The following is a 24859-nucleotide window of genomic DNA, read 5'->3' on the forward strand; positions in this document are numbered from 1 at the left end:
GTAAATAACAACTGGCCGCAGCGATAAGAATCAGCTGCGGCCAGAGGTAACGAAAGAATAACTTGGGGCACCCGAAACCGTAAGCCCGTCTCAGGTGAGGTCTGTCACAAAGTGTCTCGTTGCCACACCCGGTGGGTACCGAGCAGATCGAGCACCTGCGTAACCGCCGTCTGGGGATCGTCCGCGACGACGACACCCGGTGCCGCCAGACCCTCGAGTGCCGCAGCTCCCGGACCCCACGCCGCCAGCGTTTTCTGGTGGCGGAACGTCTCGTCCACGAGGATCTGCACCCTCTTATCTGCGGGTGCAGCGGCCAGAATGACCGCGTCGAACTCGATCGAGCGGGCCGTGAGGAAGGTGCGCGAGATCGGCACGACTCCCCCGAGCATCCCGCCGTGCGGGGCGACGACCAGCGGGACGCAGTCGGCCGCGTCCACGGCCTGCACGGCCGCGAGCACCTGATCGACGTCGGTGGTGTCGTCGGCGACGATGCCGATCAACCGGCCCTGCACGGGCCACGTCTTGCCGACCTGCGCCAGCGCGGGGCTCTGCGGGAGATCGGAGACCTCGACGGTCGGCTTCGGAGCGGGCAGACCGAGACCGGCCGCCACCTTCTCGCACAACCCGGTGTCGATGTTCGCCAGGATCTGCAGCTGCCGCTCCTTGATGGACTGCTCGTAGCACTTGCCCAGCTCGAAGGTGTAGGCGTAGGCCACGTGGTCCTGCTCTATCTCCGACAGGCTCAGGTAGAACTGGCGGACCTGCGTGTAGTGGTCGTCGAACGACCGGGAGACCTCACGCTCCTTCTTCGCCGCCGGTACCTCCACCGGCAGGTCGACGAAGGCACCCTCGGTGACACCGGCCATGAACGGGCATCCCGCGTCGAGCGAGTTCGGCTTGTACGGAGCGACACCGGTGTGGACGGCGTGCTGATGGAAGCCGTCGCGGAACATGTCGTTGACGGGTGCGTGCGGACGATTGATCGGGATCTGCCCGAAGTTCGGTCCGCCGAGTCGCGTCAGCTGGGTGTCGAGGTACGAGAACAGGCGGCCCTGCAGCAGCGGATCGTCGGTGACGTCGATGCCGGGGACGAGATGGCCCGGGTGGAAGGCGACCTGCTCGGTCTCGGCGAAGAAATTGGTGGGGTTGGCATTGAGGACCATCGTGCCGATGATCTGCACGGGCGCGAGTTCCTCGGGGACGATCTTGGTGGGATCGAGCAGGTCGATGCCTTCGAAGACCTGCTCCGGGGTGTCCGGGAAGACCTGTACACCGAGATCCCATTCGGGGTAGGCACCGGCCTCGATCGCGTCGGCGAGGTCGCGGCGGTGGAAGTCGGGATCGAAGCCGTTGATGAGCTGGGCTTCCTCCCACACCAGCGAATGCACGCCGAGCCGCGGCTTCCAGTGGAACTTCACCAGCGCGGTATCACCCTCGGCGTTGACCACACGGAAGGTGTGGACGCCGAAGCCCTCCATCATGCGGTAGGAGCGCGGGATGCCGCGGTCGGACATGTTCCACATCGTGTGCGCCGTGGCCTCGGTGTGGAGCGAGACGAAATCCCAGAACGTGTCGTGAGCGCTCTGTGCCTGCGGGATCTCGCGATCCGGGTGCGGTTTGGCCGCGTGGACGACGTCCGGGAACTTGATGGCGTCCTGGATGAAGAACACCGGGATGTTGTTGCCGACGAGGTCGAAAGTGCCTTCCTCGGTGTAGAACTTCGTCGCGAAGCCACGAGTGTCGCGCACCGTGTCGGCCGAGCCACGGGAACCGAGCACCGTCGAGAACCGCACGAACACCGGTGTCTCCACGTCCTTCTGGAGGAACTGGGCACGCGTGATCGAGCTTGCGGCACCCGTCGCGCGGAAGACGCCGTGGGCACCGGCGCCACGGGCGTGCACCACGCGCTCCGGGATGCGTTCGTGGTCGAAGTGGGTGATCTTCTCGCGGAAGTGATGATCCTGCAACAGGATCGGCCCGCGCCGACCGGCCTTGAGCGAGTGGTCGGTATCCGTCAGCCGCGCCCCCTGAGCCGTCGTCAGGTACTCGCCCTGCTGGGCACGGCCGCGCGGCAGATCCGCGGGAGTGCCGGTGGCCGTCCTGACCTCGGGCTCCGCCTGATCGGGCTTGGGCTCGGGCGGAGTCGTGGGCGTCGTGGGTTCCTCCACGGGTGGCACGGTGGACGAGGGAACACCGGGGATCTTCGGGGTGTCGGCGGGCATGGGAACTCCGATTCGTGTTCTGTCGTCGGGGCTGGACACGTCTTTTCCACGGCTACCCGGAAGGACGGCAGCCAAACGCGGCGGCGGGGCCGTCGGGTCAGAGGTCCTCGTCGATGCAGGCGAGCCGGTCGCCGGCCTGTCCGGCCTCACCCGGTGCGGTCTTGGTGTGCTGTGCGTGGAGCACCACCGAGTTGGCTTCGCCGTCGCGGAACTCCCAGTCGACGGTCGTGGACGCCTCGGCGTTGCCCTGCGCGTCGGTGGTGATGTCGAGCCAGATCTCGTTCTGCGGATTGGCGTAGGCGGGATCGGTGGACGGGGAGTCGGGGTTCGCCGCCGGGTCGACCCGGTTCTGGTAGTGCGGCCCCGAATCGGACGGGTTCGGCCCGCACGGCCGGGTGTGGACGTGCGCCCCGAAGTCCCGATCGGGTTGCAGACCCATCACCCTGAGGGTGACGGTGGTCCGGCCGTTCTCCTCTTCGGATTCGACGTCGAAGGTCGCGCCGACCGGCACGGCCGCTTCGTCGTAGGTGAAGGCATTGTCGTCGTCGCCTCCCTCGTTCGGGAGCCCGAAGGCGTCGCCACTCATCCCGGGCAGCGGCGTGGGCATGGAATCGGTGGTGGTGGTCGTGAGCGAAGTGGGTGGGGTCTCGACGGTGGTCTCGGTGTCGGTGGACGAGTCGTCGCTGCTGCACCCGGCAGCCACGAGCGTGGCGACGGAGAAGCCCGCGACGAGACATGCGTGACGTGTGTTCATGACTTCGACGTACCCCGAGGGGGCCGTCGGCGAACCTGGCCGCAGGGGACGTGCCCGCGCCGGGGGCGCGCAGGTCCTGCCCGGTGCTACGACCCGGCCTCGCCGTCCTCGGCCTTCTGTGCCTCGACGATCGCGGCGAGATCCTCCGCGACCTTCTTCTCCACGGCGCTCTTGTTCACGCCGGCCGCCGAGAGCACGCCGTCGCCGTTCTCGAGTTCGAGGAGCGCGAGGAGGATGTGCTCGGTGCCGATGTAGTTGTGCCCGAGTCGCAGGGCTTCGCGGAAGGTCAGCTCGAGGGCCTTGCGGGCACCCGCGTCGTACGGGATGAGTTCGGGGACGTCGCTCGACGGTTCGGGGAGCGTCGCCACGGCGGCCGAGCGCAGCGCCGCGAAGTCGACATCCTGGGCCGCGAGTGCGCGGGCGGCGAGCGACTCGGTGTCGACGATCAGACCGAGAATCAGATGGACGGGCGTGATCTCGGGGCTTCCCGTGGCACGCGCTTCGTTCATCGACGCCATCACGGTGTTCTGCGCGCGCGGGGTGAATCGCGAGAACCCCTGCTCGGGGTCGAGGTCGTTGTCGCTCCTCGAGACGAACCGTTTCTGGGCTGCCTGCTTGGACACGCCCATGCTCTGCCCGATCTCCGACCACGACTTGCCGGACCGGCGGGCCTGATCGACGAAGTGGCCGATCAGGTGATCGGCAACCTCACCGAGGTGGTCGGCCGCGATGACGGCATCGGAGAGTTGTTCGAGCGGATCGTCGTGGACCTTTTTGATCGCATCGATGAGGTCGTCGAGCCGGATGGGATGGGACGGCCGAATGGGTTCCATGCGTCAACTCTAAGTTGACGCATGGTTTTCGTCAACCTTGGGTTGACGATCAGGTTTGCGCGGTCGCCGTAGCGGAGAGCGAGACCTCGATGCGCGTGCCCTCGCCTCCCACCGCGAGCACGTCGCCGAAGCCCTCCACCAGCGACTCGACGAGGACGGGCAGGTCGGGGACCGCGGCGGAGTCTGCGTTGATTCCGATGCAGCAGTGGCTCGTGTGCGACATCAGCGTGATATTGACGGCCGAGCCGACGGTGGGAGCGAACGGGTAGTACCTCAGCACCTCCGCCCCGGCCATGTACAGCGGGATCGGGGAACCCGGGACGTTCGACGCGAGAAAGTCGATGTGCTCGAGGATCCCACCCAGCACACCGGCCGGGAGCACGTTCAGCACACCCGCGATGGCGGACGAGAGCGGCACGGCCGGTTCGTCCCGCCACGACCGGACGATCCGGTCCACCCGGTGCATCGACGCGACCGGATCGGCGACATCGAGGGGAAGAGCGAACCGCGCCAGGGTGATCCGGTTTCCTCCGATCGCGTCACTCTCGCGCCGGAGACTGATCGGCAGCGTCGCCCTCAGTTCGGCGACCTGCGCGCCGTGCCGGGAATGGTAGTGCTTCAGCCCCAACAGGATTCCGGCCAGGAAAGCGTCGTTGAGCGAGGAGTCCGCTGCCCGTCCGGCCTGCCGCAGAGCGTCGAGCGGCAGATCGAGGGCTGCGACCTCCCGGACGGTGCTGCGGCCGATCATCACCGGGGAGAGCGTCGTGAACACCGGTTGCACGAACCGGGCCGTCGAGCGGGCCGTGTCCACCACGCTGCGCAGCGCCGCGACCGGATTCGTCACCGACCTCAGACCGGAACGCACGAGCCACGGCACACCCCTCTCCACCATCTCGCCGGCCGTCGAGAGGTACCAACCCACGGAATCGGCGAGGGCCGACGCCGGAGCCGAGGTCGGCGGATCCTCGGGCAGTGGCCCGCGGTCGGTACCGTCGCGCTCGAAGTCGACCATCTCGTTCGCGATCTGAATGCCGCCGATGCCGTCGGTGAGCGAGTGGTGCACCTTGAGAACGATCGCGGCGCGACCGTCGGCGAGGCCGTCGACGATCGTCGCCTCCCAGAGGGGACGGTCCTTGTCGAAGGCCGACATCGCCGCGGCGCGCACGAGCGGGAGCACGGCGTCCAGTCCCCCGGGATGCGGGAGCGCGATGCGCCGCAGATGCCAGGACAGGTCGAAGTCGGGGTCGTCCACCCATCGCGGTGGGGTCCGCCCGAACGGGGATTCGACGAGCTTGCGGCGGAAGCTCGGCACCGCACGTGTTCCGCGCTCCATCATCCGGACGAAGCGCTCCTGGTCGGGTGACCGGTCGAGCAGAGCCACCGCGACGATCGTGGACCGCAGGACGGGGTCCTTCTCCATCCGCCACGACATCAGATCCGGCTGCGACATGTGCCGACCGTCCGCACCCATGCGCACCACCTCCCGCCTCCGGTTCTCCTCGCACGGTAACCGCCGCGATGTGCGGATACCGGCGATATCGGCCCGCGAACAGCACCGATGGGCCGGATCGAGGACCTTTCGCTCATGCTGACGCAAACCCTGGTCCCCCGCCGACGGATCGCACAGGATCGGTGACGACTTCGACGCCGTCGAAGTTCGCTCCCCATCGCCAGTACCGTGAGGAAGTCCATGCCCCGTCTACGTCGTGCCGGATCGACGGCCGTCATCGCGCTCCTTCTGACCGCGGTCGCGGCATGTAGCTCCGGTTCCTCGGGCGACGGCCTCGCTTCCGACAGCGCGCTGCCCACGGAGATCCCGGCGGGCACCAAGCTCGTCATCGCCGACCAGGGTGAACGACAGCTGTCCCTCCTCACCGGTTCCGGACAACTCGACGCCCTGCCGTTCGAGTACGAGTTCGCGACCTTCCAGGGCGCGCCCGCGATCCTCGAGGCCTTCCGCGCCGACGCGGTCGACGTCGCGTGGGCCGGCGAGATCATGACCGTCCAGTCGCTGGTCGCCGGTGACGACGTGCAGGTCGTCGCGGCCATGCAGACGAACAACAGCCTCAACATGGGCATCGCCCCGAACGCTTCGGACATCACGACGCTCGCAGACCTGAAGGGCAAGCGCATCGGCTACGCCGAGGGCACCTCGCAGCAGGCCTTCGTACTCCGCGGTCTCGACAAGGCAGGCCTGTCGGTCGACGAAGTCGAGCTCGTGTCGATGTCGCTGCCGGATTTCCCGGATGCACTGCGCTCCAACCAGATCGACGCCGCTCCGATGAGCGAGCCGGTCTTCTCCCGGTACATGCAGACCCCGGGTGCGACGTCGCTGCCGCGCCCCGAGATCGAGGACCTCAGCGAAGGCATCTCGTACCTCTACTCGAGCAAGAAGGCCCTGTCCGACCCGGCTACCGCCGCAGCGGTCCGCGCCTACGTCACCGCGTACATCACGTCCGTCGACTGGGCCGACAACAACCGCGACGCGTACATCGACACCTACTTCGTGAAGAGCCAGGGCCTGACGGCCGAGGCCGGCGAGCGCATCCTCGACACCTCCGGGATCACCACCTTCCCGCACCTCGACGAGGAGCTCATCGCGACCCAGCAGCACACCATCGACGTCATCGATGCCGCCGGTGAACTGCCCGAGCCCGTCGACGCCGCCGACGCCTTCGATCTGCGCTTCGACGAGGTCGTCACCGAAGCGGTCGCCGAGACCGGCGCCTCCCACACCCGCAGCTGACCTTCCGAGGGGAATCCGACATGACGAACCGCCAACTCAACCTCAACGCCTTCATCTACCCGACCGGCCACCACGAGGCCTCGTGGCGCCATTCCGGCAGCGTGCCCGAGCGTCTCTACGACGTCACCTACTTCCAGGAACTCGCCCGCCTCGCGGAGAGCGCGAAACTCGACGCGGTGTTCTTCGCCGACGGTCCGGCTCTGCGCACCGAGGTGAAATACCGTCCGGACTACGGCCTCGAACCGATCACCACGCTGGTCGCGATGGCCACGGTCACCACGCATCTCGGGCTGATCGCCACGGCGTCGACCACCTACTACGAGCCCTACAACCTCGCCCGGTTGTTCTCCTCGCTCGATCACATCTCCGGTGGCCGCGCCGCCTGGAACATCGTCACCACCGCGACCGACGCAGCGGCAGCGAACTTCGGGTACACCGAACACCCCGACGTGCACGAACGATACGCCCGGGCACGCGAATTCGTCGACGTCGCGATCAAGCTGTGGGATTCGTGGGAGGACGACGCACTCGTCCTCGACAAGACCGCCGGCGTCTACGCCGACCCGGACAAGATCCACCGCATCGACGTCGAGGGGGACTACGTCAAGGTGCGCGGCCCGTTCGGTTCGGCCCGCTCGCCGCAAGGGCGCCCGGTGCTCGTGCAGGCCGGATCCTCCAACGACGGCCGCGATTTCGCGTCGACCTACGCCGAGGCGATCTTCACCGCGCACCAGCGCATCGAGGACGCCCAGGCCTTCTACACCGACATCAAGACCCGCGCAGCAGCATTCGGACGCAACCCCGATCACGTGAAGATCCTTCCCGGCCTGAGCCCGTTCATCGGCGCAACCGAGGCCGAAGCGAAGGAACTGCATCGCGAGTTCAACGAACTCACCATCGTCGAATACGGTCTCGGGCAGCTCCAGAAGATGGGCCGCATCGACGTGTCCCGGCTCGAGTTGGACGAGAAGGTGCCGGTCGAATTGTTCGCCGGCGCAGGCGACATCACCGACAACAACAACAGCCGCCGCCTGGTCTTCGCGAAGATCGTCGAGCGCGAACAGCCGACCCTGCGTCAGCTGCTGCACAAGCTCGCCGGCGCACGCGGCCACAACGTCGTCGCGGGCACGCCGGTGCAGATCGCCGACATCATCGAGGAGTGGTTCACCAACGGCGCCGCCGACGGCTTCAACATCATGCCGCCGCAGAACCCGCAGGGCCTTGAGGCGTTCGCTTCCCAGGTGGTGCCGATCCTGCAGGAGCGCAGCCTGTTCCGGACCGAGTACACCGGCACCACCCTGCGCGACCACTACGGCTTGCCGCGTCCGGAGAGCCAGTACGCACACGAACTCGCCCTGTCCGGTGCCACCGGTGATTTCGCACCGGGCGGCGCCACCGGCGACTTCGCACTGTCCGGCGTCTGATCGAACCGACGAAAGGACTGGAGCCATGAGCGTCTCCGTCGAACCCCGGCGTTTCGGCAGTGGCCTGGCCGGTGACGCCGACACCGACCAGAAGCCCGACTCCGGCGCGACGGCCGACCTGTCGCCGCGCACGACCCGCAGCCGCCTCGCTCCCGGCAAGCCGATCAAGTTCGGCCTGGCGATCGGCCCGGCGCTGTTGCTGGTGGCATGGATCGTCACCTCGGCCACCGGGGTACTCGATCCGAAGACCCTCTCGGCGCCGTGGACGGTCGTCACCACCGCATGGGAACTGATCGGCGACGGGCGACTGCAGTCGAACCTGTGGACCTCCGTCCAGCGCGCCCTGATCGGCGGGGTCATCGGCGTCGTCCTCGGACTGGTGCTCGCACTGGCCGCCGGCCTGTCGCGCATCGGTGAGGCGCTGATCGACGGACCGGTGCAGATCAAGCGCTCCATCCCCACCCTGGCGTTGATGCCGCTGGCGATCCTGTGGTTCGGCATCGGCGAGGAGATGAAGATCCTGCTCATCGCCCTGTCGGTCTTCGTCCCCGTCTACATCAACACCTACTCGGCGCTGCGCGGCATCGACGCCCGCTACGTCGAACTGGCCGAGACGCTGGATCTGTCCCGCGCCCAGTTCGTCCGGCGCATCGCCCTGCCGGGGGCGCTGCCCGGTTTCTTCACCGGCCTGCGCCTGGCGGTGACCATCTCGTGGCTGGCCCTGGTGGTCGTCGAGCAGGTCAACGCTTCGAGCGGTATCGGCTACCTGATGTACCAGGCCCGCAATTACGGCATGACCGAGATCATCATCGTCGGACTGGTGGTCTACGCGATCCTCGGATTCGGCAGCGACCTGCTGGTCCGTGCGGCAGAGAGGAAGGCGCTGGCATGGCGCAGGACGATCGGCAACTGACCGTACGCACCCGGGGACTGAGCCGCGGCTTCGACGGACGTGCGGTGCTGAACAACATCGACCTCGAGATCGCCCCCGGCGAGTTCGTGGCACTGCTCGGCCGCAGCGGCTCGGGCAAGAGCACCCTGTTGCGTGCCCTGGCCGAACTCGACCACGGCGTGCCCGGTTCTGGCACCCTCGAGGTGCCGCAGAAGCGGGCGGTGGTCTTCCAGGACTCGCGACTGCTGCCCTGGGCGCGGGTGCTCGACAACGTGATCCTCGGCCTCGACGGCGACGACGCCGCCGAGCGCGGCCGCACGGCCCTGGCGGAGGTCGGGCTCGCCGGACGCGAGAAGGCCTGGCCCACCGAGCTGTCCGGGGGTGAACAGCAGCGGGTGTCGCTGGCGCGGTCGCTCGTGCGCGAACCCGAACTGTTGCTCGCCGACGAACCGTTCGGTGCCCTCGACGCACTGACGAAGATCAGGATGCACGGACTGCTGCAGGAACTGTGCGCCAAGCACCGGCCCGCGGTCCTGCTCGTCACCCACGACGTGGACGAGGCTATCGCTCTCGCCGACCGCGTGCTCGTGCTCGACCACGGCTCGTTCGCCGTCGAACTGACCATCGACCTGCCGCATCCGCGAGCCGATCACGTCGTCGAGATCGCGGAGTACCGCCGCACCCTGCTCGAGGCACTGGGGGTCGAGGTCGCCGTCTGAGCGATCCACGCTGTCTCCGATGGAGCGACCCCCCGCTCCGTCTCCGTCCGAGCGATCCGCTCCGGAGCGATCGATGAGAGAGAATCGAATCGTCGCTCCGAAGTCGCCGACGGGAGATGCATCGTGTGTGGACGCTATGCCAGCACCAGTACCCGTGGGGATCTGCTCGCGGCCTACGACGCCGTCGAGGCAGTGGGTGAGGAACTGCCCCCGTCGTACAACATCGCCCCCACCCAGCGCGTGAACGTCGTGCTCGAGCGGGCGCCACGCGAGGACCCGGATGCCGAGCCGATCCGCATCGTGTCCTCGCAGATCAAGTGGGGGCTCGTGCCGTTCTGGGCGAAGGACCCGAAGATCGGGTCGCGGATGATCAACGCCCGGTCCGAGACCATCACCCAGAAGCCGGCCTTCAAGGCGGCCGCGGCGAAGCGGCGGTGCGTGCTGCCGGCCGACGGATACTACGAGTGGATGAAGGGTGAGGACGGGAAGAAGATCCCGTTCTTCCTGCACGCGGACGGGCCGATCTCGATGGCCGGGCTCTACGAGCTGTGGCCGGACCCGGAGCTGCCGGAGGACCATCCCGACCGCTGGTTGTGGACGTGCACCGTGCTGACCCGTCCGGCGACCGACGCCGCCGGGCACATCCACGAACGGTCGCCGGTGATCCTGCCCGATACCTTCGTCGATCCGTGGCTCGATCCCGACCTGAAGAACCGCGACGACGTCGACGCCCTGCTGAATTCGATTCCCGAACCGACCCTCGAACCGTACGAGGTGAGCACAGCGGTCAATTCGCCGCGGAACAACAACCCCGACCTGCTGCGTCCTGTCGATTCGTGATATTTCGGCCGTATGGCGTTCCCCACGTCGGACCGGAACGAATATCGGAATTGACTAAAGTTGCCGGGTGCGACAATCACGGCTGACTCCGACCGGTTCGACGACGCCTCCGTTCCTCACCGGATCTCGCGGTACCGCCGTCGCGGTGATCGCGTCGCTCGTCTCCGCGGGTGTGCTCATCGCGATCCTCGTCAGAAGCGAACTCATCGACTTCCTGGTCTACCGGATGGGCGCGCGGGTCCTGCTCGACGGCGCCGACATCTACGGACAGATGCCTCCGGTGACCGATGACTTCGCGTTGCCGTTCACCTACCCGCCGCTGTCGGCGATGCTCTTCGCTCCCCTGGCGCTGATCCCCGTGACGTTCGGCAAGATCGTCTTCACCCTCGTCTCGGTCGCCGCGCTCGTCGTCACCCTACGGGTCGTGCTGGACCGGCTCCGTCCGGACTTCGAGGCGCGGACGGCGTGGATCGTCACCGCGGTCGCGGTCGCCGGAGCACTGTTGCTCGAACCCGTGCGTGAGACGATCTCGTTCGGGCAGATCAACCTCGTCCTGATGGCGCTCGTCGCCCTCGACGTCCTGGTGAAGACCCCGAAGTGGCCGCGCGGAATGCTGATCGGACTGGCCGCCGCCGTCAAGCTCACGCCCATCGCGTTCCTGCTGCTGTTCCTGCTGCGGCGCGACCGGCGGACCAGTGCCACCATCATCGCGTCGACCTTCGGGTTCACCGCCCTCGCATTCGCCGTGATGCCCGCGACCTCCGCGAAGTACTGGCTGGACACCCTGCCGGACACCGGCCGGATCGGCGCGGCGTACTTCGCCACCAACCAGTCCTTCAAGGCCGTGATCTCCCGCTTCGGGCCGCCCGAACTCATGGCTTCCGTGCTGTGGCTGCTGGCCGTCGCGGTGATGCTGCTGGTCGCGGTGGTGGCCATCCGCCGTGCCCTCGAGCAGGGCGATCTCGTGCTCGCCCTGTTCGCGAACGCGACGGCCGTGCTGCTGGCGTCGCCGGTGTCGTGGTCGCACCACTGGGTGTGGGTCGCGCCGGCACTGCTGGCCCTCGCACTAGCGGCGTGGCGCGCAACCGATGCGCAGAGGCTCACCGCGATCGCCGTCGGCGTCGCGCTCGTTTTCCTGATCGGCCCGCACCACCTGTTCCCCACGGGGGGCGATCTCGAACTCGGTTGGGCCGCATGGCAGCACCTGCTCGGCACGCTCTACGTCACGGCCGGATTCGGATTCCTGCTCTGGCTCGCCTTCGGTCGGCGGACCGATCCGGACTCCGCCTCGCCGAAACAACTGCCGAACGCGGAGACCGCGAGTTGATCGCGTAGACGGTGCGCCGGTTGTCGGGCATCCGGGTTGTTGTTCGCGAAAGGCCGACGAGAACCCGGAAAGAACGTAATAGTGAGAGGATGTCGCCGCCGCACAGGACGGTCGACAACTCGATTACGAGAAAGCCCATCAACTGCATCCGAGGGGAGAACACCGTGACCGATGTTTCGTCGCAGGGCCCGGCCCGGAGAGACGACCGACGTGTGTTGACGAACCGCCAGGGCCATCCCGTATACGACAACCAGAATCAGAGGACGGTGGGCCCACGCGGACCCGCGACGCTGGAGAACTATCAGTTCCTCGAAAAGATCAGCCATTTCGATCGAGAACGCATTCCGGAAAGAGTGGTGCACGCGCGCGGTTTCGTCGCCTACGGATATTTCGAAGCCACCGGGAAATGGGGCGATGAACCCATCACGAACTACACGCGCGCGAAACTCTTCGCCGAGCCGGGGAAGCGGACCGACGTCGCCATCCGGCTCTCCACGGTCATCGGTGGACGCGACTCGTCGGAAACCGCCCGCGATCCGCGAGGTTTCGCGGTCAAGTTCTACACCGAGGACGGTAACTGGGATCTTGTCGGAAACAACCTCGCGGTCTTCTTCATTCGCGACGCGATCAAGTTCCCCGACGTCATCCATTCGCTGAAGCCCGACCCCGTCACTTTCCGGCAGGAACCCGCACGCATCTTCGACTTCATGTCGCAGACCCCCGAAGCAATGCACATGCTGGTGAATCTGTTCAGTCCCCGGGGCATTCCGGCCAACTACCGGACTCAGCAGGGCTTCGGGGTCAACACCTACAAGTGGGTCAACGCCGAGGGCGTGACACACCTCGTGAAATACCATTGGATTCCGAAGATCGGTGTCAAGAGCCTGACCGAGGACGACGCGGCGGCCATTCAGGCGCACGATCTCGGGCATGCCAGCAAGGACATGTACGAGGCCATCGAGCGCGGTGACCATCCCGAATGGGAACTGCGCGTACAGATGATGAGCGACGACGACCATCCGGAGTTGAACTTCGACCCCCTGGACGACACGAAGGTCTGGCCGGAGAACGAATTCCCCGCCATGCCGGTCGGCAGGATGGTGATCGACCGCAACGTCGAGAACCACTTCCTCGAGAACGAACAGATCTCCTTCGGCACCGGCGTCCTCGTCGACGGACTCGACTTTTCCGACGACAAGATGCTCGTAGGACGCACGTTCTCCTATTCCGACACGCAGCGTTACCGGGTGGGTCCCAATTACCTGCAACTTCCGGTCAACTCGGCGAAGAACGCCCACGTGGCCACCAATCAGCAGGGCGGACCGATGGCATACGGCGTCGACGATGTCGGCGACAACCCGCACGTGAACTACGAACCGTCCATCACCGGCGGTCTGCGCGAGGCCGAGTTCCCGACCCACGACGATCAGGGGCCGGAGATCCGGGGTCGTCTCACGCGCAAACGTATTCCGCGTACCAACGACTACGAGCAGGCCGGTCAGCGCTACCAGCTCATGGAGCAGTGGGAGAAGGACGACCTGGTGAAGAACCTCGTCGACGGTATCGGGCAGGCCGTCCGCGACGTGCAGGAGCGGATGGTGTGGCACTTCTTCATGTGCGACGACGAGCTCGGACAACGCGTCGGCGACGGACTCGGTATCAGTGCCGACGACGTACGGGATCTACCTCCGTTGCAGAGCCAGACCCTCGACGAGGACGAACTGCAACGCGCAGCGAATCTCGGCAAGAACGGTCCCCGTGATGTGACCGGATTACAGATGACGCATTGCGTGCCCAACGAGCGCGAGGTCCACGCGTCCTCGTAGCGTCTGTCCGTCTCGGCCCGGTGGGCAGTCACTTGTCGAAGTGGCTGCCCACCGGTCGTTCTCCGGAACCGTTCTCAGGCGGTGACGTCGACGACCACCCGGCCGCGCACCTTGCCCGCGAGGATCTCCTCGGCTAGTCGCGGGACGTCCGAGAGCGGTTCGACCCGCGACAGCGAATCCAGGGTGCTCGCAGGCAGATCGCGGGCGAGACGATCCCATGCCGACCGGCGCAGCGGAGCCGGCGCCATCACCGAGTCGACGCCCAGCAAGGCGACGCCGCGCAGGATGTGCGGCATCACCGTGGCATCGGGCATCGACGGCGACTCCGTGAGACCGCACGCGGCGACGGCACCGCCGTAGCGGATCTGCGACAGCACGTTCACGAGCGTCGAACCGCCCACCGCGTCCACCGCGGCATCCCAGCGTTCCTTGCCCAGGGGCCGGCCCTTGCCCTGCAGTTCGGCGCGGTCGACGAACGACGACGCACCGAGTTCGCTCAGGAAGTCGTGGGTCTCGGGACGGCCGGTCGCGGCGACGACCGTGTGTCCCGCGGCAGCGGCGAGGGCGACGGCGATCGACCCGACGCCACCGGCCGCGCCGGTGACGAGCAGTTCAGCGTCCGATGCGATCCCGTACCGCTCGAGCGCGTCGAGGCACAGGGCGGACGTGTAGCCGGCGGTGCCGATGGCCATGGCGTCGCGGGTGGAGAAGGCGTCGGGGATGCGCACGAGCCATTCGGGCTTCACACGCTGGCGCCGGGTGTACCCGCCAGACTGGGTCTCGGACAGACCCCAGCCGTTGACGACGACGCGGTCGCCCGGCTTCCAGTCGGGATTGCTGCTCTCGAGGACGGTCCCGGCGAGATCGGCTCCGGCGACCAGCGGGGTGCGTCGCGCCATCTTCTGCGGTCCCGCGATCACGAGACCATCCTTGTAGTTCAGCGAGGAGTACTCGACCTCGACGAGGACGTCGTGGTCGGGAAGGTCGGTGTCGGTCAGTTCGCGGAACTGTGCCACCTGGCCGTCGTCGGTGTCGTCGACGACCAGGGCACGGAAGGAGGACTGCTGTGTCATGGATCCGATCCTGACAGGCCGTCCTCCTCCCTGCAGCCGAAAGCGGTCAGGCCGCGTGTGCGCGGAACCGTCGCAGTCGCAGGCTGTTGGAGACCACGAAGACCGACGAGAACGCCATCGCGGCACCGGCGAGCATCGGGTTCAGCAGGCCCGCGGCCGCCAGCGGCAGTGCCGCGACGTTGTATGCGAACGCCCAGAACAGGTTGCCCTTGATCGTCGTCAGCGTCCGGCGCGACAACCGGATGGCGTCGACCGCGACCATGAGGTCGCCGCGGACCAACGTCAGGTCGCTCGCCTCGATCGCGACGTCGGTGCCCGTGCCCATCGCCAGGCCCAGGTCGGCGCGGGCGAGCGCCGCGGCGTCGTTGACACCGTCGCCGACCATCGCGACCACCGCGCCTTCGCGCTGGAGTCGCTCGACCACGTCGACCTTGTCGGTGGGCAGCACGTCGGCGATCACGTCGGCCTCGTCGATGCCGACCTCGGCCGCCACGGTGTGCGCGACGGCGGCGTTGTCGCCGGTGAGCAGGATCGGACGCAGGCCGAGTTCCCGCAGTTCGGCGACGGCCTTCGCGGAGGTCGGCTTGACTGCGTCCGCCACGACGACGATGCCGCGGGCCTTTCCGTTCCAGCCGACGGCGATGGCCGTGCCACCGGACTTCTGGGCCTGCTCGAACGCCTGCTGCAGCTTCTCGGAGAGGTGCTGCGACCAGTCGGCCAGCAGCTTCGGGCGTCCCACCAGCACCGCGCGGCTGATGTCGCCCTCGACGAGCACTCCCTGGACACCGAGACCCTCGACGTTCGTGAAGTCCTCGACCTGGTGCAGGCCGCCGAACCTGTCCGCAGCAGCATCGCTGACGGCACGTGCGATCGGGTGTTCCGACGCCGACTCGAGTGCCCCGGCGTACCGCAGCACCTCGTCGGCGTTCTCACCGTCGTCGGCGACGACCTCGCGCAGGGTCATCCGGCCGGTGGTGACCGTGCCGGTCTTGTCGAGGACCACGGTGTCGACCGAGCGGGTCGATTCGAGGACCTCGGGGCCCTTGATGAGGATGCCGAGCTGAGCGCCGCGACCGGTACCGACCATCAGCGCGGTCGGGGTGGCCAGGCCGAGGGCGCAGGGGCAGGCGATGATCAGCACGGCGACCGCCGCGGTGAAGGCCGCCGCGGGCCCGTTGCCGGTGCCGAGCCAGAAACCGAGGGTGCCGGCCGCGATCAGCAGGACGATCGGCACGAAGATGCCGGAGATCCGGTCGGCCAGACGCTGCACCTGGGCCTTGCCGTTCTGGGCGTCCTCCACCAGCTTCGCCATCTGCGCGAGCTGGGTGTCGGAGCCCACGCGGGTCGCGCGCACCACAAGTCGTCCACCGACGTCGACCGTTCCGCCGACGACACTGTCGCCCACACCGACCTCGACGGGAACCGATTCACCGGTCAGCATCGACGCGTCGACCGCCGACGTGCCCCGTTCGATCACACCGTCGGTGGCGATCTTCTCGCCCGGGCGCACGACGAACAGATCTCCGACCGCCAACTGCTCCAACGGAATTCGGGTCTCGGTGGTCCCGTCCGGTCCGAGGACCGCGACGTCCTTGGCTCCGAGTTCGAGCAGGGCACGCAGGGCGGCGCCGGCACGTCGCTTCGACCGTTGCTCGAAGTAGCGCCCGGCGAGGATGAACGTCGTGACACCGGCCGCGGCCTCGAGATAGATGTTGCCGCTGCCGTCGCCCCGCGCGATGGTGAACTCGAACGGGTGGACCATCCCCGGTTCACCCGCCGTTCCCCAGAACAGGGCGTAGACCGACCACCCTAGGGCGGCAAGGGTTCCCAGCGACACGAGCGTGTCCATGGTGGACGTGCCATGACGCAGGTTGATCCACGCCGCCCGGTGGAAGGGCCAGGCACCCCACACCACCACCGGTGCGGCGAGGGTGAGCGAAAGCCACTGCCAGTTGGTGAACTGCAGGGCCGGGATCATCGCCATCGCGATCACCGGCACCGTCAGGATCGCCGAAACGACGAGCCTGTGACGAAGCGGCGCAACGGGATCGGATTCGGGCACGTCACCGGTCCGGCCGGTCGCCTGCGCGGACGGCGGCGGCAGTGCGGCGCCGTAGCCGGCCTGTTCGACGACCGTGACGAGATCCTCGGGTGTCACGTCGTCGGGGTAGCTGACCTTCGCCTTCTCCGTGGCGTAGTTGACGGTCGCGGTGACGCCGTCGAGCTTGTTGAGCTTGCGCTCGATGCGATTGGCGCAGGATGCGCAGGTCATGCCGGTGATGGCGAGCTCGATCGATTCGGCGGCGACCGGCTGACTCTGCGTGGTCATGTGCGTCTCCTCGGAAGAATGGGCCGTCAGCGGCCGGAATGGCTGTGGTCACCGTGTGCGCCGGACCCCGGCTGCACCTCGCCGGTGCCTCCGGCGGTGAGGGTGAAGGCCGCGGTGCGAACCACTCCGTCGTGCTGGAAGTCGAGATAGAGGTGATAGGTGCCGACACTCGGGACGGAGGTGTGGAAGACGACCTCGGGACCAGGTCGTGTGGTGCCGTCGCCGGGTGTCCCGTCCGGATGGACGTGCAGATAGGCGAGGTCGCCGCCGCGCAGTGCCACCAGGTGTCCGTAGGCACCGAGATAGGGCTGCAGGTCGGTGAGCGGCCGTCCGTCCTTGCTCACCGTGAGGGTGAGCATCGCGTCGCTGCCCGACGACAGGTCGCCGTCGAGGGTGACCTCGTAGTCGTCGACGGTTGCGGTGCGGTTGTCGGCCTGCGGTGCGGCAGGAACGAATTCGCCTGCCACCGCGAGGTCGGTGCCCAACGTGAGCGGCTCTCCCCCGGTGGGTGTGAAGTCGGTGAAGACCCGCCACGTGCCGGGCGTGAGGTCGACGTCGACGGACCAGATGCCGGTGTTCTCGTCGAGCACGGGATGGACGTGCTGGAATCCGGTGAAGTCGCGGCGCACGGCGATCAGGTGCAGCTCTTTGTCGTGGGTGACGTCGAAGTCGGTCACCGGCGCGCCGCCGGGACCGTTGATCGCGAATGTCAGGTTCCTGTCCTCGCCCGACTCGAGGTCGGTCTCGGCGAGTGCGAGGGCATAACCGTTCCGGTACGTCATCAGACCTCCCGGGATCTCCTCCACAGCAGGTGTTTCGGCGGCGCTGCCGGTGACGGTGCCATTACCGTGACCGGCGTCGTGGGCGCTCGCGGCAGGATCCTCGGTCTGCTCTTCCACCGGGCCGACGGCCGCGCCGACGAGCAACGCGATACCGAAGACAGCGGCTACGGCGGTGACGAAGCCGGTGAGCTTGGCCGGGGTGTTCATGCGAGGCTGTAGCCGGCCTCCTCGACGGCGGCCGCGACGGCGGCATCGTCGAGGGACTCGGCGCTCGTGACGGTGACGGCACCGGTGGCCAGATCGACCGCGACGTTCTCGACGCCCGGGATCTCCTGGACCTCTTCGGTGACCGACGCGACGCAGTGCTGGCAGGTCATGCCGGTGACGGTGTAGGTGCTGGTCTGGCTCATGGGAACTCCTCGGATACGGGTCGTGAACGGGTCTGGACGATCAGGAACGGACGAGTCGCGCGATGGCGTCGCTGGCTTCCTTCAACTTGAGATCGGCCTCGTCGCCGCCGGCGCGCACGGCACCGGCCACGCAGTGCGCCATGTGCTCGTCGAGCAGACCGAGCGCGACGGCCTCGAGAGCCTTCTTCATCGCCGCGATCTGCGTGAGGATGTCGATGCAGTACTTCTCTTCCTCGACCATCCGCTGCAGGCCGCGGGCCTGCCCCTCGATGCGACGCAGTCGCTTGAGGTAGTCGGCCTTGGTGTTGTTGGCGATGTAGCTGTGCTGATGTGCGTCGTCGTGGGCGACGGCATCGGTGTGCACCGTCTCGCTCGGGGTATTCGGCATCGGAGTCGTCCTTGTCGCGTCGGTCGTCCTGCCGGATACCATACCCCCCTAGGGTATATACGGCAACCGACCGGATGCTCAGACTATTTGCGCAGGTAGAGGCGCATGACACCGCGATGGACACAAGAGTCGGCCCCGCATTCCTCGAGAATGCGGGGCCGATCCGAAGAGGTTCCGCAGGCCGGTGGACGAGACGCCCGAGCGCCTCACGAGGGGGTCGAGCGCCTCACGAGGCGGTCGAGCGCCTCGTCGATTCGTCGCGGGACGTCACGGCACGTGCATCATCTTCCCGGCGAGGGTGAACAGCCGGCGGGAGAGCCGGATGACGGGGATGCCCAGTGGGATCAGCAGGATCGTCACGCACAACACCGCACCCAGGAGCATCACCACGGCGGCGACGATCCCCAGAACGGTGCCGAGCAGGGCGGTGAGAAGTCCGAGCACGACATCCAGTAGGCCACTCAGAGCACGCATGACGACCTCCTACCCCCATCCCCCATTATGCGCCGGTCGCAGGCGTTCACTTCCTCCAGAACAGGTGATGCACCACCCCGCTCGCGCTGGGCGCGACCTCGAGGTGGAAACGGTCCCGTAGTTCGTCCGGGGAGTCCCAGAGCTTCAGACCGGTGCCGTACCGCACCGGCGCCACCACGACGTGCATGGTGTCGACCAGATCGGCCTCGAGGAACTCACGGATGGTGGAGACGCCACCTCCGAGTCGGACGTCCTTGCCCTCCGCGGCGGCGCGAGCCTGTTCGAGCACCGCGGCCGGTTCACCGTTCACGAAATGGAAGGTGGTGTCGGAGAGCGTGAAGGACGGACGTTCGTGGTGGGTCAGAACGAACACGGGGGTATGGAACGGCGGCTCGTCACCCCACCAACCCTGCCATTCGTGGTCCTGCCACGAACCCCGCTGAGGACCGAACTTGTTGCGTCCCATGATCTCCGCACCGATATTGCAGGAGAAGTCCCGGATGAAGTAGTCGTCGAGCCCCCGGCTCCCGCCGGGTTCGGTGCGCAGGTGCCAACTCGCCGTGGCGCCGGCCCACTCGAACATCGGACCCGGATCCAGGCCGAAGGGACTCTCGAAGCTCTGGTCCTCTCTCGCGCCGATGCCGTCGCTCGACACCGAAAAGTTCTGTACTCGCAACAACTGGCTCACTCTCTTCTCCTCACATCCCGATCGATCGGTACGAAGAGGAAGACCCCGTGAACTACGCGAAGTCATCGGACGCTGCCCGGATCACGGAGACGGAACCGGCGCCGTTCCCACCCGGGCGAGGAGCGCGAGAGCGACTGCACCGACGGTGGTGACGACCAGGGCCACCGGGGCCAGACGGTCGACACCGGAACCGACGACCACGCCCCCGAGAGCGGCACCGGCGGCCACTCCGAGATTGAAGGTCGCAACCACAACCCCACCGGCGGTCGTGCGGAATCGCGCGGATGCGAGTCGGAGGACCCGGACCTGCATCGCAGGCGGGAACACCCCGGAGACGAGTCCCCATAACACGATCGCGATCACGAACAACACCGGCACCGTCGGCGCGACGGTCACGATGACGAAGGCCGTGAGCAGGGCGAGGACCGTGGCGGGGACGGTTGCTCTCGGCCAACGGTCCGACAACCATCCGGAGGCCGTGACACCGACAGCGCCGGCCGCTCCGAACACCGCCAGGAGAATCGCCAGAGATCCGGATCCGAACCGGGCCGCGTCGGTGACGATCATCGAGATGTAGGTGAACACCACGAAATGTCCCAGGAGCACGAGTGTTCCTGCCAGAGCCGTGCCCGTCGACGCGATCGCACTGCGGTTCCATCCGGAGCCCGAGGCGCGCTCGTCCACCCCGGAACTTCCGCCTCCGGTGGTCCTCCCGGGGTCGGTGAGGATCAGTGCGAGGGCGATCGCGGTGACCGCCAGAATCGCCGACGCCCCTCCGAAGACACCGCGCCAGCCCACGACGTCGACCAGTGCCGCCCCGATCGGAAGACCCACCAGTCCCGCGACCGCCGGACCTGCGAGCACGATCGCCAAGGCCCTCCCGATTCGGTCGGGTGCCACGATCTCGGAGACGTACACGACGATCACTGCCCAGAACACGCCGTGTGCGGCCGCGGAGACGATCCGGCCGGCGAGGGCGATCTCGAAGGTCGGAGCGAGCGACGTCGCCAGCACCGCGGCAGCCACCACCGCGAGCGCGGCCGGGAGCAGCCGAGTGCGGCGGACGTTCCGCGCGACCCGGACGAGCGGCATGCTCGTCACGGCGATCGTGAGCGCCCACGCGGTGACCAGGCCTCCCACCACGGCAGGTTCCACGCCCAGGCCGCCTCCGATCTGCGGTAGGAGGCCGGACGGGAGCATCTCCACGGTCACCGTCGCGAAGGTCGAGAAGGACAGGGCGATCAGCGCGGCCCGGGGAAGTGTGTGATCGGTCGAAGAAGCGTTCGACATCGTCGTCGCCGTGGGAATTCCCGTCGGTTCACGTGCGTCGGTATCGGTCATGGCACCATGCTGAACGTTGACATCAGTGTCAAGGTCAAGCCCGAAACGGGGAGAGTCATGCGAATGAACGCGGGGTCTTCCCAGGTTCGACGACAGCCGTCCGGCCCGCTGACACCGCGCGTGCCTGCTGGTATTTTCGTGTCCAGTGATCAGCACCGTGTATCCGTGAGACAGATGTCCCGCGCCATCCGCGAACCGCGCCTGCAGGCGGCGGTGATTCCGTGTGCCCCGAGAGGGAACCCGCGCCAGGGTTCCCCGATCCCGTCATGCATCGGAATCGACTCTCGGAGTTCACATGCTCACCCCATCACTTCACTCGTCCCCATCACCGACCGTTCACCGATCCGATCTTCGGGGCGACTGCAGCCGCTGCTTCGCACTGTGTTGCACGGCTTTCGGATTCACGAGATCTTCGGACTTCGCCGAGGACAAGCCTGCCGGGTCGCCGTGCCGGCATCTCGATGCGCCCTTCTCGTGCACCATCCATGAGACGCTGTCATCCCGCGGCTTCCGCGGTTGCACGGTCTTCGACTGTTTCGGTGCGGGACAGGTGGTCTCCCAGCAGCTGTTCGCCGGCGTGAGTTGGCGGGACCGACCCGAGACCCGCGACCGGATGTTCTCGGCATTCGCCGTTGTGAAAGAACTGCACGAGATGATGTGGCACCTGCTCGAAGCCCAGCAACGTACCTACGATCCGGATATCGCCGACGACGCGCGGGAGCTCGTCGAATCCCTTGCCTCCCTAACCCGAAGGAGCGTGGACGAACTCGAGTCCCTCGAGATCGGCGGGATACGCGCATCCGTTCGACCGGTCCTGCTGGAGGTCAGTGCGGAGGTGCGCGCTTCGTACTTCGCGGACGACGAGGGGATGGATCCCGATCTCGTCCCGGGCGCCGACCTCGCGGGCACCGATCTGCGTGGCCACCGGTTGTGCGGCGCCGACCTGCGGAACGCACTGCTCATCGGCGCCGACCTCCGAGGATGCGACCTCGCGGGAGCGGACCTGCTCGGCGCGGATCTCCGCGGCGCGCGGGTGGAGGACGCCGATCTGTCCCTCGCGCTGTATCTCACCGGCCCGCAACTCGCCGCCGCGCACGGCAATCGACGGACGGGAGTACCCACGGGCGTGCCGGTACCGCGGAGTTGGTCGAGCGAGTAGCCGATCGGGAAGGGCGCGGCCACCCCGCGCCCTTCCTTTCGCTCAGGGAAACCCGATGCGGCGGCACACCAGCATGTGGTGGGCGCCCTTCTGGAATCGGTAGTCGACCTCCACGACCTCACCGTCGATACCGTGTTCCCGGAGGTCGTCGAGCAGTTCGTCCAGGTAGGGCCAGAGGACCGAGGTTCCGGACTCCACGAGCGGGAAGATGCGCAGTTCGTCCCGGGCGACACGCATCAGTTCCCGGATCGCGTCGAGGTGGAAGGTGCGGTCGAGTCGGTCGGCGTAGCTGAACAGCAGGTGCGAACTGAGCACGAGATCGAATGCCGCATCGGGGAACGGCAGGGAGGGCAACCACCCGGCGACATATCGGTGCGGATGCCGACGGATGTCCTCGGCGAAATCCCGGACCGCCTGCCGCCGCACCCGTGCGTGTTCGTCGGGGTCGGCGAAGAACGTCCAGTCGTAGTTCTCGGCGTGGTCCCGGATGTACCGGTTCCCGCGCTCGGCCTCAGCAGCGGCAACGACGGTGAGGTGCTCAGCGTCGGAGTCGGAGTAGGCCGTGTCGCAGGCCGTCACGTCACCACCGAGGCGGTTCACCACGGCGGTGAAGCCCGCCGCGCCGGCCGGGCAGTCCAGGATCCTCCGCGACAGATCGTCGTCGGAGAGGTCGAACATCGACCGGTACTCGTCCAGGGAGCGCGAGCTGATGAGGATCGCGCCGATATCTGCCGTGTTGGGAGTCACCGGGCCATCACCGCCCCAGTAAAGCACGGCCGAAAAGGGCATCGGATCGGGGCCGGACAAACGAAAACGAGGTCACGATCTCCGAAGAGTTCGTGACCTCGTCCGTCGCAGTTCGTGGAACTGCACACTGTGGGCGAAGGGGGACTTGAACCCCCACGTCCCGAAGGACACTGGCACCTGAAGCCAGCGCGTCTGCCATTCCGCCACTCGCCCGAGCAACGCCGAAAACAGTAACACACACCGGAGCCGAACAACTATTCGCCTGGTCAGAGGGCCGCGAACACTTCCGGCTCGATCGCCGAGCACATCCGGGCGAGACGTGCCGCATACCGCAGGGTCGAATCCGGGGAAAAGTGGATACCATGCAGTGACGAGATCTGCATTGCGACACGCTGAGTACGGAAAGGGGGTCGCCATGGGCATCGCCCAGCGCTTCGAGCGCAAACTCCAGGCCGCGATCGGCGACGCTTTCGCCCGCGTGTTCGGCGGCGGCGTCGTGCCCCAGGAAGTCGAGGCGGCGCTGCAGCAGGAGGCAACGGACGGCGTCCGACAGCTCGATCGGGGCCACATGCTCGCCCCCAATCACTACGTCATCACGATCAGCGAAACCGATCACGACGCCCTCGCAGCGGATCGGGACTTGACTGTGAAGGCATTCTCCCGTCACCTTGAGGACTTCATCCGAGAACAGGGATGGCAGACATACGGTGAGATCCAAGTCGTCTTCGAGTCGTCGTCGGCACTGCACACCGGGCAGTTCCGGACTCGCGGCTCGGTAGATCCCGATGCGGGGCGCTCAGCGACGCGTGCTCCGTCACCGCGGAACCCGCAGAACCGCCCACCCGTGACCTCTGAACCAGGAGCTGGCCCAATGACGCAGAACCCCGGCTACGACCCCAGCCGTGACCCCGCCGAGGCGGAACCGCAGTACGCACGCAACGGTCACGCGCACGTCGGCCAGGAGCAGCGCTACAACCAGGGCTACGGCAACGCCGGCTACGACCAGGCTCCCGGCGGTTACGACCAGCAGGGCGGTTACGACCAGCAGGGCGGTTACGACCAGCAGGCGTACGGCCAGGCATACAGCGAGCAGGACTACCAGCAGGGCGGCTACGACCAGGGTGGCTACGACCAGCAGGGTGGCTACGACCAGCAGGCCTACGGCGCTCGAGGCGCCCAACCGCAGGCGTACGGCCAGGACTACCCGCAGCAGGGCGGGTACGACCAGCAGGCGTACGGCCAGCAGGGTTACGCACAGCCCGGTTACGACCAGGCCTACCAGGACCAGGGCTACCAGCAGGGCGGCTACGACCAGCAGGCCTACGGCCAGCAGAGCTACGCACAGCCGGGTTACGACCAGCAGCAGGGCGGTTACGACCAGGGCTACGCCGCCGCGGCTCCCGGCTACGACCAGGGTTACCAGCAGGCCGGCTACCAGTCCCCGGCCGCCGGTCGGGTGCTGACCGCGACGCTCCAGCTCGAGGACGGCAGCGGCCGCTACTACCAGCTCCGCGAGGGCAGCAACATCATCGGCCGCGGTCAGGACGCACAGTTCCGCTTGCCCGACACCGGAGTCTCGCGTCGCCACATCGACATCCGCTGGGACGGCCAGGTCGCGATGCTCTCCGATCTCGGGTCGACGAACGGAACGACGGTCAACGGCGCTTCGGTGCAGGACTGGCAGCTCGCCGATGGTGACGTGATTCGCGCCGGGCACTCCGAAATCCTCGTGCGCATCCTCTGATCAGCCGGTATCGAAGGACCTACCGGACCCGTTCATACCGTCCGACGCGTGTGACAGCGCGTCGGACGCTGCATGGAGTCGTCCGGTGTCCGTATTGTGAGTGACCGCACGACCTGGAATACGACCGGTCGACTACCCCGA

General features: G+C 67.2%; 22 protein-coding genes and 1 tRNA gene. 9 read left to right on the plus strand and 14 right to left on the minus strand.

Translation table 11 applies throughout. The annotated features are described in order from the left end of the window. Nucleotides 1–104: 104 nt before the first annotated feature. The 4 genes from NVV99_RS11650 to NVV99_RS11665 all read right to left on the minus strand — a co-directional run bounded on the left by NVV99_RS11650 (nt 105) and on the right by NVV99_RS11665 (nt 5280). The gene (locus tag NVV99_RS11650) at nt 105–2222 is read right to left on the minus strand and encodes a catalase (protein ID WP_019290428.1); all 2118 of its coding nucleotides are present in this window, start codon (nt 2220–2222) and stop codon (nt 105–107) included. 97 nt (nt 2223–2319) lie between these two features. Continuing rightward, entirely contained in the window at nt 2320–2976 is a 657-nt protein-coding gene (locus NVV99_RS11655; RefSeq protein ID WP_024102583.1) for a superoxide dismutase family protein, read from the minus strand. A gap of 86 nt (nt 2977–3062) precedes the next feature. Continuing rightward, nucleotides 3063–3809 carry a Clp protease N-terminal domain-containing protein gene (locus NVV99_RS11660; protein ID WP_024102582.1) on the minus strand — a complete coding sequence of 249 codons (747 nt, stop codon included), beginning with the start codon at nt 3807–3809 and terminating at the stop codon, nt 3063–3065. A gap of 49 nt (nt 3810–3858) precedes the next feature. Then, nucleotides 3859–5280, minus strand: coding sequence for a wax ester/triacylglycerol synthase domain-containing protein (locus NVV99_RS11665; protein WP_041803930.1), 1422 nt, complete (start codon nt 5278–5280; stop codon nt 3859–3861). A gap of 219 nt (nt 5281–5499) precedes the next feature. Between NVV99_RS11665 and NVV99_RS11670 the strand changes: the two genes are divergently transcribed. The 7 genes from NVV99_RS11670 to NVV99_RS11700 all read left to right on the plus strand — a co-directional run bounded on the left by NVV99_RS11670 (nt 5500) and on the right by NVV99_RS11700 (nt 13583). After that, nucleotides 5500–6555 carry an ABC transporter substrate-binding protein gene (locus NVV99_RS11670; RefSeq protein ID WP_024102580.1) on the plus strand — a complete coding sequence of 352 codons (1056 nt, stop codon included), beginning with the start codon at nt 5500–5502 and terminating at the stop codon, nt 6553–6555. 20 nt (nt 6556–6575) lie between these two features. Continuing rightward, complete coding sequence (locus NVV99_RS11675; RefSeq protein WP_024102579.1) at nt 6576–7979, plus strand: LLM class flavin-dependent oxidoreductase; 1404 nt, start codon at nt 6576–6578, stop codon at nt 7977–7979. Nucleotides 7980–8004: 25 nt separating this feature from the next. Continuing rightward, on the plus strand, nt 8005–8892 hold the full coding sequence (locus NVV99_RS11680; RefSeq protein ID WP_024102578.1) for an ABC transporter permease: 888 nt from the start codon (nt 8005–8007) through the stop codon (nt 8890–8892). Next, nucleotides 8868–9590 carry an ABC transporter ATP-binding protein gene (locus tag NVV99_RS11685; protein ID WP_019290435.1) on the plus strand — a complete coding sequence of 241 codons (723 nt, stop codon included), beginning with the start codon at nt 8868–8870 and terminating at the stop codon, nt 9588–9590. The genes NVV99_RS11680 and NVV99_RS11685 overlap by 25 nt, the downstream gene beginning before the upstream one ends. Nucleotides 9591–9713: 123 nt before the next feature. After that, a complete protein-coding gene (locus tag NVV99_RS11690) occupies nt 9714–10430 on the plus strand; it encodes an SOS response-associated peptidase (RefSeq protein WP_019290436.1) in 717 nt (238 codons plus the stop codon). 67 nt (nt 10431–10497) lie between these two features. After that, a complete protein-coding gene (locus NVV99_RS11695; protein WP_041803504.1) occupies nt 10498–11757 on the plus strand; it encodes a glycosyltransferase 87 family protein in 1260 nt (419 codons plus the stop codon). Nucleotides 11758–11969: 212 nt separating this feature from the next. Continuing rightward, nucleotides 11970–13583 (plus strand): catalase, encoded by a 1614-nt coding sequence (locus NVV99_RS11700; protein ID WP_019290438.1) that lies wholly within the window; start codon nt 11970–11972, stop codon nt 13581–13583. 74 nt (nt 13584–13657) lie between these two features. On the opposite strand, the gene NVV99_RS11705 is transcribed toward NVV99_RS11700, so the two are convergent. The 8 genes from NVV99_RS11705 to NVV99_RS11740 form a co-directional block, all read right to left on the minus strand. Next, nucleotides 13658–14656 (minus strand): MDR family oxidoreductase, encoded by a 999-nt coding sequence (locus NVV99_RS11705; protein ID WP_024102576.1) that lies wholly within the window; start codon nt 14654–14656, stop codon nt 13658–13660. A gap of 46 nt (nt 14657–14702) precedes the next feature. Beyond that, nucleotides 14703–16985 (minus strand): cation-translocating P-type ATPase, encoded by a 2283-nt coding sequence (locus NVV99_RS11710; protein ID WP_024102575.1) that lies wholly within the window; start codon nt 16983–16985, stop codon nt 14703–14705. A 26-nt stretch (nt 16986–17011) separates the two neighbouring features. Further along, nucleotides 17012–17974, minus strand: a complete 963-nt coding sequence (locus NVV99_RS11715; protein ID WP_024102574.1) for a hypothetical protein — start codon at nt 17972–17974, stop codon at nt 17012–17014. Further along, entirely contained in the window at nt 17971–18177 is a 207-nt protein-coding gene (locus NVV99_RS11720; protein ID WP_019290442.1) for a heavy-metal-associated domain-containing protein, read from the minus strand. Before NVV99_RS11720 ends, NVV99_RS11715 begins: the two co-directional genes overlap by 4 nt. Before the next feature lie 40 nt (nt 18178–18217). Further along, a complete protein-coding gene (locus tag NVV99_RS11725; protein ID WP_024102573.1) occupies nt 18218–18565 on the minus strand; it encodes a metal-sensitive transcriptional regulator in 348 nt (115 codons plus the stop codon). A 267-nt stretch (nt 18566–18832) separates the two neighbouring features. Beyond that, a complete protein-coding gene (locus NVV99_RS11730; protein ID WP_006553307.1) occupies nt 18833–19039 on the minus strand; it encodes a hypothetical protein in 207 nt (68 codons plus the stop codon). A 46-nt stretch (nt 19040–19085) separates the two neighbouring features. Further along, entirely contained in the window at nt 19086–19727 is a 642-nt protein-coding gene (locus NVV99_RS11735) for a dihydrofolate reductase family protein (RefSeq protein ID WP_024102572.1), read from the minus strand. A gap of 81 nt (nt 19728–19808) precedes the next feature. Continuing rightward, nucleotides 19809–21068 carry an MFS transporter gene (locus NVV99_RS11740; protein ID WP_024102571.1) on the minus strand — a complete coding sequence of 420 codons (1260 nt, stop codon included), beginning with the start codon at nt 21066–21068 and terminating at the stop codon, nt 19809–19811. Nucleotides 21069–21618: 550 nt separating this feature from the next. Here NVV99_RS11740 and NVV99_RS11745 point away from each other — a divergent pair. Continuing rightward, entirely contained in the window at nt 21619–22227 is a 609-nt protein-coding gene (locus NVV99_RS11745) for a pentapeptide repeat-containing protein (RefSeq protein WP_041803503.1), read from the plus strand. A gap of 42 nt (nt 22228–22269) precedes the next feature. Here NVV99_RS11745 and NVV99_RS11750 read toward each other — a convergent pair whose 3' ends face one another. Both NVV99_RS11750 and NVV99_RS11755 read right to left on the minus strand, forming a co-directional pair. After that, complete coding sequence (locus tag NVV99_RS11750) at nt 22270–22974, minus strand: methyltransferase domain-containing protein (RefSeq protein WP_024102569.1); 705 nt, start codon at nt 22972–22974, stop codon at nt 22270–22272. 130 nt (nt 22975–23104) lie between these two features. Further along, nucleotides 23105–23187, minus strand: a tRNA-Leu gene (locus tag NVV99_RS11755). A 202-nt stretch (nt 23188–23389) separates the two neighbouring features. Between NVV99_RS11755 and NVV99_RS11760 the strand changes: the two genes are divergently transcribed. After that, a complete protein-coding gene (locus NVV99_RS11760; RefSeq protein WP_024102568.1) occupies nt 23390–24718 on the plus strand; it encodes a DUF3662 and FHA domain-containing protein in 1329 nt (442 codons plus the stop codon). Nucleotides 24719–24859: the final 141 nt, after the last annotated feature.

The organism is Rhodococcus sp. PAE-6, assembly GCF_025290685.1.
In the GTDB taxonomy this organism is placed as follows: Bacteria; Actinomycetota; Actinomycetes; order Mycobacteriales; family Mycobacteriaceae; genus Rhodococcus; species Rhodococcus pyridinivorans.

What these genes read in the sequence shown, in the direction of transcription:
- NVV99_RS11705 (WP_024102576.1), bottom strand. Translation starts at nt 14,656, where the DNA reads ATGACACAGCAGTCCTCCTTCCGTGCCCTGGTCGTCGACGACACCGAC.
- NVV99_RS11680 (WP_024102578.1), top strand. Translation starts at nt 8,005, where the DNA reads ATGAGCGTCTCCGTCGAACCCCGGCGTTTCGGCAGTGGCCTGGCCGGT.
- NVV99_RS11730 (WP_006553307.1), bottom strand. Translation starts at nt 19,039, where the DNA reads ATGCGTGCTCTGAGTGGCCTACTGGATGTCGTGCTCGGACTTCTCACC.
- NVV99_RS11665 (WP_041803930.1), bottom strand. Translation starts at nt 5,280, where the DNA reads ATGGGTGCGGACGGTCGGCACATGTCGCAGCCGGATCTGATGTCGTGG.
- NVV99_RS11740 (WP_024102571.1), bottom strand. Translation starts at nt 21,068, where the DNA reads ATGACCGATACCGACGCACGTGAACCGACGGGAATTCCCACGGCGACG.
- NVV99_RS11760 (WP_024102568.1), top strand. Translation starts at nt 23,390, where the DNA reads ATGGGCATCGCCCAGCGCTTCGAGCGCAAACTCCAGGCCGCGATCGGC.
- NVV99_RS11715 (WP_024102574.1), bottom strand. Translation starts at nt 17,974, where the DNA reads ATGAACACCCCGGCCAAGCTCACCGGCTTCGTCACCGCCGTAGCCGCT.
- NVV99_RS11655 (WP_024102583.1), bottom strand. Translation starts at nt 2,976, where the DNA reads ATGAACACACGTCACGCATGTCTCGTCGCGGGCTTCTCCGTCGCCACG.
- NVV99_RS11670 (WP_024102580.1), top strand. Translation starts at nt 5,500, where the DNA reads ATGCCCCGTCTACGTCGTGCCGGATCGACGGCCGTCATCGCGCTCCTT.
- NVV99_RS11660 (WP_024102582.1), bottom strand. Translation starts at nt 3,809, where the DNA reads ATGGAACCCATTCGGCCGTCCCATCCCATCCGGCTCGACGACCTCATC.
- NVV99_RS11650 (WP_019290428.1), bottom strand. Translation starts at nt 2,222, where the DNA reads ATGCCCGCCGACACCCCGAAGATCCCCGGTGTTCCCTCGTCCACCGTG.
- NVV99_RS11720 (WP_019290442.1), bottom strand. Translation starts at nt 18,177, where the DNA reads ATGAGCCAGACCAGCACCTACACCGTCACCGGCATGACCTGCCAGCAC.
- NVV99_RS11710 (WP_024102575.1), bottom strand. Translation starts at nt 16,985, where the DNA reads ATGACCACGCAGAGTCAGCCGGTCGCCGCCGAATCGATCGAGCTCGCC.
- NVV99_RS11725 (WP_024102573.1), bottom strand. Translation starts at nt 18,565, where the DNA reads ATGCCGAATACCCCGAGCGAGACGGTGCACACCGATGCCGTCGCCCAC.
- NVV99_RS11675 (WP_024102579.1), top strand. Translation starts at nt 6,576, where the DNA reads ATGACGAACCGCCAACTCAACCTCAACGCCTTCATCTACCCGACCGGC.
- NVV99_RS11685 (WP_019290435.1), top strand. Translation starts at nt 8,868, where the DNA reads ATGGCGCAGGACGATCGGCAACTGACCGTACGCACCCGGGGACTGAGC.